10 protein-coding genes are annotated in these 9,760 nt (G+C 58.8%); 6 read left to right on the plus strand and 4 right to left on the minus strand.

Annotated elements, in window-relative coordinates; genetic code table 11:
* The first annotated feature begins 107 nt into the window (after positions 1–107).
* From greA to VEZ52_RS01695, 3 genes are all read left to right on the plus strand, one after another.
* Positions 108–596 carry a transcription elongation factor GreA gene (greA, locus tag VEZ52_RS01685; protein WP_022660011.1) on the plus strand — a complete coding sequence of 163 codons (489 nt, stop codon included), beginning with the start codon at positions 108–110 and terminating at the stop codon, positions 594–596.
* A 368-nt stretch (positions 597–964) separates the two neighbouring features.
* A complete protein-coding gene (locus VEZ52_RS01690) occupies positions 965–2,071 on the plus strand; it encodes an AI-2E family transporter (RefSeq protein WP_324835259.1) in 1,107 nt (368 codons plus the stop codon).
* Complete coding sequence (locus VEZ52_RS01695) at positions 2,064–3,041, plus strand: D-alanyl-D-alanine carboxypeptidase family protein (protein ID WP_324835260.1); 978 nt, start codon at positions 2,064–2,066, stop codon at positions 3,039–3,041. Before VEZ52_RS01690 ends, VEZ52_RS01695 begins: the two co-directional genes overlap by 8 nt.
* 336 nt (positions 3,042–3,377) lie before the next feature.
* Here the strand turns inward: VEZ52_RS01695 and VEZ52_RS01700 are convergent, their stop codons facing one another.
* Positions 3,378–4,640: an O-acetylhomoserine aminocarboxypropyltransferase/cysteine synthase family protein gene (locus VEZ52_RS01700; RefSeq protein ID WP_324835261.1), complete on the minus strand. Its 1,263-nt coding sequence runs from the start codon at positions 4,638–4,640 to the stop codon at positions 3,378–3,380.
* A 438-nt stretch (positions 4,641–5,078) separates the two neighbouring features.
* On the opposite strand from VEZ52_RS01700, the gene VEZ52_RS01705 reads away from it, so the two are divergent.
* From VEZ52_RS01705 to VEZ52_RS01715, 3 genes are all read left to right on the plus strand, one after another.
* Positions 5,079–6,026, plus strand: a complete 948-nt coding sequence (locus tag VEZ52_RS01705) for a hydrogenase small subunit (RefSeq protein ID WP_192112984.1) — start codon at positions 5,079–5,081, stop codon at positions 6,024–6,026.
* Between the two features lie 8 nt (positions 6,027–6,034).
* On the plus strand, positions 6,035–7,714 hold the full coding sequence (locus tag VEZ52_RS01710; protein WP_324835262.1) for a nickel-dependent hydrogenase large subunit: 1,680 nt from the start codon (positions 6,035–6,037) through the stop codon (positions 7,712–7,714).
* Positions 7,715–7,943: 229 nt separating this feature from the next.
* Positions 7,944–8,435, plus strand: coding sequence for a HyaD/HybD family hydrogenase maturation endopeptidase (locus tag VEZ52_RS01715; protein ID WP_324835263.1), 492 nt, complete (start codon positions 7,944–7,946; stop codon positions 8,433–8,435).
* A 223-nt stretch (positions 8,436–8,658) separates the two neighbouring features.
* Here the strand turns inward: VEZ52_RS01715 and VEZ52_RS01720 are convergent, their stop codons facing one another.
* The 3 genes from VEZ52_RS01720 to VEZ52_RS01730 form a co-directional block, all read right to left on the minus strand.
* Entirely contained in the window at positions 8,659–9,093 is a 435-nt protein-coding gene (locus tag VEZ52_RS01720) for a DUF523 domain-containing protein (RefSeq protein ID WP_324835264.1), read from the minus strand.
* Entirely contained in the window at positions 9,093–9,323 is a 231-nt protein-coding gene (locus VEZ52_RS01725; protein WP_324835265.1) for a hypothetical protein, read from the minus strand. Before VEZ52_RS01725 ends, VEZ52_RS01720 begins: the two co-directional genes overlap by 1 nt.
* Before the next feature lie 277 nt (positions 9,324–9,600).
* Positions 9,601–9,760: bacteriocin-type signal sequence (locus VEZ52_RS01730; RefSeq protein WP_324835266.1), on the minus strand; the 160-nt coding region annotated here is incomplete at its 5' end.

Raw genomic sequence — 9,760 nt, forward strand, 5'->3', positions numbered from 1 at the left:
CACTGCGGCCCGTGCAGCCTTTTTTTCGGAAAATACCCCCCATTGCTTGCTCCGCTGCCTGGGCAGCGGCGCTTTTTTTTCGTTTGTGAGGTCAGATTATGGCAACCATGACAAGCATCCCCATTTCCGTGCAAGGCTACAAAAAGCTGGAAGACGAACTGGCCCGCCTGAAGAGCGAACGGCCCGCCATCATCCAGGCCATCAAAGAGGCCCGTGAAGAAGGCGACCTGCGAGAAAACGCCGGGTACGACGCCGCGCGGGAACGTCAGGGCATGGCTGAAGCCCGCATCAAATACATTGAATCCCGCATGGCGCTCTACCAGGTCGTTGATCTTGATTCCCTGAAGGGCGACAAGGTCATCTTTGGCTCTACAGTTGAGGTTGAAGATGTGGACAGCGGCGAAGCGCGCTCCTTCACCATTCTCGGCCCCGACGAGGCAGACCCCGCCAAGGGTTCCATCTCGTTCCTTTCCCCTGTGGGCCAGGCCCTGCTGGGCCGCGAAGTAGGCGATGAAGTGACCGTGGATATTCCGCGTGGCCGCGTTACCTACGAAGTGATCAACATCAGCTTTAAAGGCAGCAACGTGCTGAACTAGGGCCGGGGCTGCTGCCCTGGTCTCCGCCAGCCGACGCCGCGCCTTTCTGGCTTCGCGGCAACGGTTTTATCCCAGACGTATTTTCCGCAGCGCGTCAACGCGCAAACATACCGCAGTGCGACCTTATGGCGCGCTCCGGCCTCTCTGCACAACCGCAGGGCGGCGGAGCGCGCCTGACAAAAACTTTCCGGCCGGGCCGTTGCGCCGTGATGCTCACTGATATATGCCGCACGGCTGCCAGCCCAGACCCGCGCGGGCGTATTTATACCTTTGCGCCTCTTGGCAGACCCCGCCCGCTTTTGCTACTCTTGCGCGTTCCAACGTTCCGGCGCTGGTAAAAAAACGCGCCCACAAACCCAAGGCCTACTATGACTCTAACGCTGCCGCGTCTGCTCTACCTCTTGGCCGCGCTCGCGCTGTATATGCTGCTCTGGCACAATCCGGTGACCATATTCATGGCTGCCTGCCTGTCATGCCTTTCGTTGCCGCTCTACCGGACACTACAAATGAAGGGCCGGATGTGGCGCAAACGCCTTGAAAAAACCCAGAGCGGCCCCCGCTGGCGCAAATTCCGGTTTAGTCTTTCAAGCAGCCTGCCCCTCTATGCGTACATAACCACTCTCCTCTCTTCCATACTCGTTCCCATTGCCATGCTCGCCCTGCTGGTGACGCCGCAGGCGGCGGCTGGTTTTGCGCGCTTGCGCGAGCTGCAAGCCAACAACTTTCAGTTGCCGCCCGAGTGGGTGGCCAATATTCAGCAATGGCGGCTGAGCCTTGCAGAATATCCGCGCGCAGAAAAGATGGTCAGCGACTTTCTGCAAAAACTGGATGCGTTTTTTGGCGATGCCATGAGCCTGCTTCTGAGCCGAAGCATGGACTTTCTCGGCGGCACCATGACAGTGCTGTGGACAAGCTTTCTGTTCTTTACGCTCACGGTGATCTTTACCACGTATGCCCGCCACATCCGCAAAATTTCCGGCAGGATATTCCACATACCGCAAGCAATGCTCTGCCGCTTTACGGCTGCCATCCACCGGGCATTGCGGGGCATTCTGCTGGGCATTGTGCTGGTGGCTGCGGCGCAGGGCATCTTGTGCGGCATTGCCTTTGCCTTTGCAGGGGTGCGCCAGCCAGCATTCTGGGGGCTGCTTGCCACGCTCGTGGCTCCCATTCCCGCCATTGGCACGGCCATAGTGTGGGTGCCGCTTTGCCTTTCGCTCTGGTTCACGGGCAACAGCATGGCCGCAGTGGGCCTGGCCCTCTGGGGAGTTGTGGTGGTGGCTGGCGTGGATAACATCCTGCGCCCGCTCTTTTTGCAACAGGGCATCAAGGCCCCGTTTTTTGTATTGATCATCGCCATCCTTTGCGGTCTGGCGAGCTTTGGGCCGGTAGGCCTTATTGTGGGCCCTGTGCTGCTGGCATTTGCCATCCAGGCAGTGGAAGAAGGCAACCGCACCTATAGGCACAATGGATAAGATAGACACCATACATTCCGGTTTTGGCAGGCTTGCCCCCGGCGATCAGCCCGGCAGACTTCAGCAAGACGGTAAACCCCGCAATGCGGCGTTTGCGCCGTCAACTCTGGGCTGCTTGCGGCGAGTTGCGGTATTCAGCATCCTTTTTTGCGCCATATGCGCCACTCTGCTTGCAGGCGCAACAGAATCCCTTGCAGCCCGAGGCGTGCGCGCGGCTATTTTGGTCAACATGGATACGGGCAAGGTGCTTTTTGAAAAAAACGCCGACATGTCCATCCCGCCTGCATCGCTCACCAAGGTGATGTCCATGTTCCTGACCATGGATGCCGTCAGCGCCAACCGGTTGAGCCTTGACGAAAAAATCCGCATCACGCCTGCCGCGTCCACCGTGGGCGGCTCGTCCATGCACCTCCGCAACGGGGAGCGCGTGGCGGTCAGGCAGTTGCTCACCGGCGCTGCCGTTGCATCCGGCAATGACGCCATTACGGCGCTTGCCCTGCGTGTGGCTGGCAACGAGCGGCAATTCGTGCGCGCCATGAATCAAAAAGCCAAGGGGCTGGGCTTGAACCGCACGGAATTCAAAAATCCCACGGGCCTGCCCGCCGCAGGGCAGCGCTCCACCCCTCGCGATATTGCCAGCCTGACCCGCGCCTACCTTCGCGCCCACCCCGGCGCGCAAAAATTTCACAGCACCCGCGTTTTTACCCACAGGAACAGACAGATGGCCAATACAAACGCGCTCCTCGGCTCTGTGCGCGGCGTTAATGGCCTGAAAACGGGCTGGACAGTGGCCTCGGGCTACAATCTTATTGTTACGGCCCAGCGCGGCAACACCCGCATCCTGGCTGTGGTTATGGGCGGCACAAGCCGCAATGCCAGGGATGCCATGGCAACACGGCTGATCGAAGCAGGCTTTGACGGCGGCGGCGACCCAAAGAAAATCCGGCGCGCCATGGGCTACAGACGCTAGAAAAAAATCTCAAAGATTCAGCGTAGTTTCATTGTAAAAAGGTTGTGGAAAACTGGCCGCTCCGAAGGTCAGTTTTCCACAACCTTTTTTGGTTGCCGCTGACAAGAAAGGCGGATTCTCTGCGCGGAGAGCGCACACAGACATACATGACCCAAGCAGAGAATCCGCCTGGCGCAGTCAAGCAGGTACGCCCCTGCCCTGCGAAACAAAGATGCGGGCGCTAGGTGGATTTTTGGCCGCTGACAAGAAAGGCGGATTCTCTGCGCGGGGAGTGCACACAGACGTGCATGACCCAAGCAAAGAATCCGCCTGACGCAGTCAGCGGCCAAAAAGACCCTAGCGTCCCAGAGCTTGCTCCAGATCGGCGATAATATCATCCACATGCTCAACGCCCACAGAGAGGCGCACCATGCCGGGGGTGATACCGGCTTCGCGCAGCTGTTCGTCGGTCAGCTGGCGGTGGGTGGAGCTGGCGGGATGGAGCACGCAGGTACGGATGTCGGCCACGTGAACCTGGAGGGAGATCATTTTAAGGTTGTCGATAAAACGCGCGCCAGCTTCCCGTCCGCCTTTGAGGGAAAGGGAGATGACGCCGCTGCACCCATTGGGCATGTACTTGTCGGCCAGGGCTTTTTGCGGATGGCCGGGCAGGCGCGGATAATTGACGGATTCCACGGCAGGATGCTTTTCCAGATAGGCGGCAACGGCTTCGGCATTGCGGCAGTGGCGTTCCATGCGCAGGGGCAGGGTTTCGAGGCCCTGATTGATGTAGAACGCACCCTGAGGACTCTGGCAGCAGCCCATATCACGCATGAGCTGCACGCGGGCCTTGACGATGTAGGCGGCCTTGCCAAAGGCCTGGGAGTACACGAGGCCGTGGTAGGAAGGATCGGGTTCGGTAAATTCGGGGAACTTGCCGGAGGCCCAGTCAAAGTTGCCGCTGTCCACGATGACGCCGCCCACCTGAAGGGCGTGGCCGTCCATGTATTTGGTGGTGGAATGGACCACGATGTCGGCCCCGAATTCAAAGGGGCGGCAGAGCACGGGCGTGGCAAAGGTGTTGTCGATGATCAGGGGCAGCCTGTGCCTGTGGGCCAGGTTGGCAAAGCGCTCAATATCCAGCACGTCCATGGAGGGATTGGAGAGCGTTTCGCCGAACACGGCGCGCGTGTTGGGGCGGAAGGCCTTTTCCAGCTCGGCCTCGGAGGCGGTCTGATCCACAAAGGTGACTTCAATGCCCAGCTTTTTGAGGGTAACGGCAAAGAGGTTGAACGTGCCGCCGTAAATGCTGGCGGCGCTCACCACATGGTCGCCGCTCTGGGCCACATTGAGCAGGGACAGCATGCTTGCCGCCTGACCGGACGAGGTGCACAGCGCGCCAACGCCGCCTTCAAGAGCGGCGATTTTCTGCTCCACGGCGTCAACCGTAGGATTGCCAAGGCGGGAATAAAAAAAGCCCGCTTCGGCAAGATCAAAAAGCTTCGCCACTTCGGCGGTGGTGTTGTACTTAAAGGTAGTGCTCTGCACTATGGGCAGAACGCGGGGTTCGCCATTGCCCGGTTCATAGCCCGCGTGCAGACAAAGAGATTCCGTTTTCATGCCGTCCTCTGCTGTGCTTGTGTTGGAAATTGTCGCATGTTTCCGGCTGCAATGCCGTGCGATTCAGGCACCGTAGCGCAAGCAAAGGGGCGAGGCAACCACCAAGCTTGGCTGAAAAATCTCCTATGCGGCTGATGAAGAGAAAGCAAAAAAAGTTCCTTCCTATTGACCGTTTGCATGTAGAAGTATAGGATTCTAAGAAGCAGGTGGTCGCCCTGTGGCGTGAGGCATTCTGGGGATAGCCATGACAATACGCTCTGTGACGCACCGCCCAAGTTTCTGATTTTTGTTTGCTGACAGCGCCGCAAAAAGAGCGGCCTTTCGTACGTTGTAGCGCCGCTGTCTTGATGCGGAGTTGGCGCAATTTTGTTGCGCCGCAAGCGGGCCCTGTGGCGGGGCCGAGCAAAGCCTTTCACTCACTTTTGCCAGGAGGCTATTATGCGTATTGCCGTGGGTCTGGGCAAAAAAGGCGGAGAAGAGCGTTTAGAGCGCCAGGGCATAAGCCGCCGTGATTTCATGAAATTCTGCACGGCGGTGGCGGTGACGATGGGCTTTGGCCCCTCATTCGCCTCCGAGGTGGCCGCTGCGCTGACCGGGCGTCGTCCTTCGGTGGTGTATTTGCACGCCGCTGAATGCACGGGCTGTTCCGAAGCGCTGCTGCGCACTTACAAACCCTTTATTGATGCCGTCATTCTTGACACCATTTCTCTTGACTACCACGAAACCATCATGGCCGCCGCTGGCGAAGCCGCCGAACAGGCCCTGCATGCCGCCGTGGAAAACCCCAATGGCTTTGTCTGCATGGTCGAAGGCGCCATTCCTACGGGCATGGACAACAAGTATGGCTACATTGGCGGCCATACCATGTACGACATCTGCAAAGAAATTCTGCCCAAGGCCAAGGCCGTGGTCAACATCGGCACCTGTGCCTGCTACGGCGGCGTTCAGGCTGCCAAGCCGAACCCCACCGGCGCCAAGGGCGTGAACGAATGCTTTGCCAGCCTGGGCGTCAAGGGCATCAACATTCCCGGCTGCCCCCCCAACCCCCTCAATATGGTCGGCGCACTTGTGGCCTTTTTGCAGGGCCAGAAGATCGAACTGGACGAACTGGGCCGCCCGCTCATGTTCTTTGGTCAGAGCGTGCATGACCTTTGCGAACGCCGCAAGCACTTCGACGCCGGCGAGTTTGCGCCTTCCTTCAATTCGGAAGAAGCGCGCAAGGGCTGGTGCCTTTACGAAGTGGGCTGCAAAGGCCCGCAGACGTACAACAACTGTCCCAAGGTTCTCTTCAATGAGACCAACTGGCCGGTGGCTGCCGGGCATCCCTGCATTGGTTGCAGCGAACCCGGTTTCTGGGACGAAATGTCGCCGTTCTACCAGAACTAGGGGGAATCATGAGCCAGATCAAACAAACGCCCCAGAGCAGCTACACCGGGCCCATTGTGGTGGACCCGCTGACCCGCATCGAAGGGCATCTGCGTATTGAAGTTGAAGTTGAAGGCGGCAAAATCAAGGACGCCCGCAGCTGCGGCACACTTTACCGTGGCCTTGAAGTCATCCTGAAGGGCCGCGACCCGCGCGATGCCCAGCACTTCACCCAGCGCACCTGCGGCGTCTGCACCTACACGCACGCCCTTGCTTCCACCCGCGCGCTTGAAGACGCCATCAACAAGCCCATCCCGGCCAACGCCACCTATATCCGTAACCTCGTGCTGGCCATGCAGTTCATGCATGACCACGTGGTGCATTTCTATCACCTGCACGCTCTCGACTTTGTGGACGTGGCCAATGCCCTGCAGGCCGACCCGGCCAAGGCAGCCAAGCTGGCCCAGTCCATTTCGCCGCGTCCGGCCAAGGCAGAAGACTTTGCCGCCGTGCAGGCCAAATTGAAGACCTTTATTGAAAGCGGCCAGCTTGGCCCCTTCACCAACGCCTACTTCCTGGGCGGCCACCCGAGCTACTACCTGGAGCCGGAAGCCAACCTGGTTGCCACCGCCCACTATCTGGAAGCCTTGCGCGCCCAGGTAGAAATTGCCAAGGGCATGGCCGTGTTCGGCGCCAAAAACCCGCACACCCAGTTCACCGTGGCTGGCGGCGTGACCTGTTACGAAGCCTTGACGCCCCAGCGCATCAAGGAATTCCGCGAATTGTACAAGAAGGCCCGCACCTTCATTGAACAGGTCTACATTCCTGACCTGCTCATGGTTGCCGGTCAGTACAAGGACTGGGCGGCCATTGGCGGCACCGACAACTTCATGGCGTTTGGCGAATTCCCCGCTGCTGGCGGCGAACGCGACCTCAACAGCCGCTGGTACAAGCCTGGCGTCATCTATGATCGCAAGATCGGCTCGGTGCAGCCCTTTGATCCTTCCAAGATCGAAGAACACGTGCGCCACAGCTGGTACGAAGGCGACAAGGCCCGCGCCCCCTACGATGGCGAAACCAAACCCTTCTTCACCAAGATGGGCGACACTGACCGGTACTCCTGGCTCAAGGCTCCCCGCTACGCGGGTCAGTCCATGGAAACCGGCCCTCTCGCTCAGGTGCTGGTGGCCTACGCCCAGAACCACAAGACCATCAAGCCTGCGGTTGACGGCGTGCTGAAGGCCCTTAACGTGGGTCCCGAAGCCCTGTTCTCCACCCTGGGCCGTACTGCCGCCCGCGGTATCCAGACTCTGGTTATCGCCCAGCAGACCGAAAACTGGCTCAACGAGTACGAAAACAACATCGGCAAGGACAAGCAGATCGTCGAAGACTACGCTGTTCCTGCCAATGCCAAGGGCGTGGGCTTCCTGGATGCCCCCCGTGGCGGTCTTTCGCACTGGATCCGCATTGAAGAAGGCAAGATCGGCAACTTCCAGCTCGTGGTGCCCACCACCTGGAACCTCGGACCCCGGGACGCCAAGGGCGTTATGGGCGCTGCCGAGCATGCGCTTGTCGGCACCCCTGTGGCCGATCCCAAGCGCCCGGTTGAAATCCTGCGCACCATCCACTCCTTCGACCCCTGCATAGCCTGCGCCGTGCATGTTATCGATGGAGAAACCAACGAAGTGCACAAGTTCAAAGTGCTGTAGCAGCGCACTGAACACGCAGTAAATTGGCATTGAAAAGGGCGGGGCTTCCCCGCCCTTTTTTATTTTGAGGCAGCGCAACAGCACGATCCCCCAAACAGCCTGCACTGCAGTTGCGCGAACAGCATAGACCAGAGAAAAATATTTTGGCATACTGCACAGATATGCCGCATTGCATCCACACGGGATGCTGTGCGCACACTGGCAGCAACCCCCACATGAGAGCGCCAACGTGGAACAAAAAAGAATAATGATTATGGGCGTCGGCAACATATTGCTGACAGACGAAGGCTTCGGCGTACGCGCCGTGGAATATTTGCAGGCCAAGTATACCTGGCCGGAAAATGTTCGCCTTGAAGACGGCGGCACGCAAGGTCTTTTGCTTATGTCCACGCTGATGGATTGCGATACGCTGGTGGTTCTTGACGTGGTGCTTGGGCCGGAAAAACCCGGCACCATCTATATGCTGGAAGGCGAAGACCTGCGCAAAAGCCTGAGCTTCCGCGATTCCATGCACCAGACGGATCTTCTGGATACACTGATCACATGCAGCATGGCCGGGCATGACGTGCAGGCCGTTGTTTTTGGCCTACAGCCTTTTGACTACCACACCATGCAAGTGGGGCTGACCCCTGAAGCCGAAAAACTGCTGCCGGAATTTTGCAGCAAGGTTGTTGCCGCCCTTGCAGAGCGCGGCATCACCACCGCGCAGCCTGCCGCCTGAAAAACTCGCTGCACAAGGCATTCTGCGCGTATTTGAGGCTGAGCCGCCAACGCAGACACGAGAACGTATTGCGCCCGCGATAGAGCTTGTCACTCTGCGTGACTGCATCAGGCCGTCTGCAACATAGCCATTTGCCTTATAATAAAAACAGGCCGGGCGCGGTATCGGGAAATTCCGACTCGCGCCCGGCCTTATTGCACTGTCAGCTTTTGTCTGATGCTGGTCAGGATTCGTCAGGGAGCGAGAGTTCGCTGAACAGGGCAAAGCCCTCGGCGCGCAGCATCTCTGCCCACACGCCATCCCCTGCACAAAACGTGTGGCTAAAGCTGCCATCATAAATACGGTCAAATCCGCAGGACGGCGAGCGGCTCTTTATAATTGCGGCGTTGCAGGCATTCTTGCGGGCAAGGTCCACAGCAAGGGCTGCGCCGCGCTCAAAAGCATCCGTCACGTCCTGGCCGTCACGGTTCACAACGCGGTTGCCCAACCGTTCGCAGGGACTGCGCGGCGTTTCAAGCCCGCCCAGAGCCTCCGGGCAGACAGGCACTGCCCTGCCCTCTTCCACCAGCCGCACCACAAGCGCGCAGGCATTGTCGCCGCTGTCATAGCGGCAGCGTTCACCAGCCAGACAGGCGCTGACTATGTAGCGCGGGGGCATTACTTGCTTTCACCTTCGGGCAGCAGGGCCGCTTCCCACATTTCCTGATAATACATGCAGGTGCCTGGATTCCAGGCCGTGGCCGTGGCGTGGTCGTAACTTTCGGTTATGGGCCAGTCGGTGTGGGCCTTCAAGGCTTCTTCAAAGGAAGGGGCCTCCACAACAGCCTCAAATTCCAGATTCAGCGTATAATTGGGGCCTTTCATAAAGCGCAGATGATAATGCGGCATAGCCTTATCCTTCGCACTGTTTCGCCAGCAAATGCTGGACGAACGGTTATCAAGCCCGGTGCAACGGGCGGTCGAGTCGCGGACAGGAATGATGCGGGACAGGAGCGCAGTGTAGCGCACCACCCGTTGCATGCCAATGACGCGCAACCTTGGCCGTGGCAGCCGGACGTATTCATTTGTACCTTGCAGGGGGCTGCAGCTCGTTACAGTCGCACCACACAAGAGCGCCGGGGAGGAAACCCTCCCCGGCGTTCATATCAATGGGCGTCAGGCACGTCTAGTGCGTGGTCATGACGAACTTGCTGATGACAAAGAGCACAACCAGCAGAACCACGCCGATGCCCCAGCTCCAGTGAACGAGCTTGAGTTCAACGGGATCCAGCGGTTCGTATTCCATCTTCTCGATTTCTTCGTGAAGCTTAACTTCAGTTTTCGTT

It is taken from the genome of Desulfovibrio sp. (assembly GCF_035644575.1).
Classification (GTDB): domain Bacteria; phylum Desulfobacterota; class Desulfovibrionia; order Desulfovibrionales; family Desulfovibrionaceae; genus Desulfovibrio.

Coding starts and splice junctions, on each gene's coding strand:
- VEZ52_RS01710 (WP_324835262.1), top strand. CDS start 6,035: ATGAGCCAGATCAAACAAACGCCCCAGAGCAGCTACACCGGGCCCATT.
- VEZ52_RS01700 (WP_324835261.1), bottom strand. CDS start 4,640: ATGAAAACGGAATCTCTTTGTCTGCACGCGGGCTATGAACCGGGCAAT.
- VEZ52_RS01690 (WP_324835259.1), top strand. CDS start 965: ATGACTCTAACGCTGCCGCGTCTGCTCTACCTCTTGGCCGCGCTCGCG.
- VEZ52_RS01705 (WP_192112984.1), top strand. CDS start 5,079: ATGCGTATTGCCGTGGGTCTGGGCAAAAAAGGCGGAGAAGAGCGTTTA.
- VEZ52_RS01720 (WP_324835264.1), bottom strand. CDS start 9,093: ATGCCCCCGCGCTACATAGTCAGCGCCTGTCTGGCTGGTGAACGCTGC.
- greA (WP_022660011.1), top strand. CDS start 108: ATGACAAGCATCCCCATTTCCGTGCAAGGCTACAAAAAGCTGGAAGAC.
- VEZ52_RS01695 (WP_324835260.1), top strand. CDS start 2,064: ATGGATAAGATAGACACCATACATTCCGGTTTTGGCAGGCTTGCCCCC.
- VEZ52_RS01725 (WP_324835265.1), bottom strand. CDS start 9,323: ATGCCGCATTATCATCTGCGCTTTATGAAAGGCCCCAATTATACGCTG.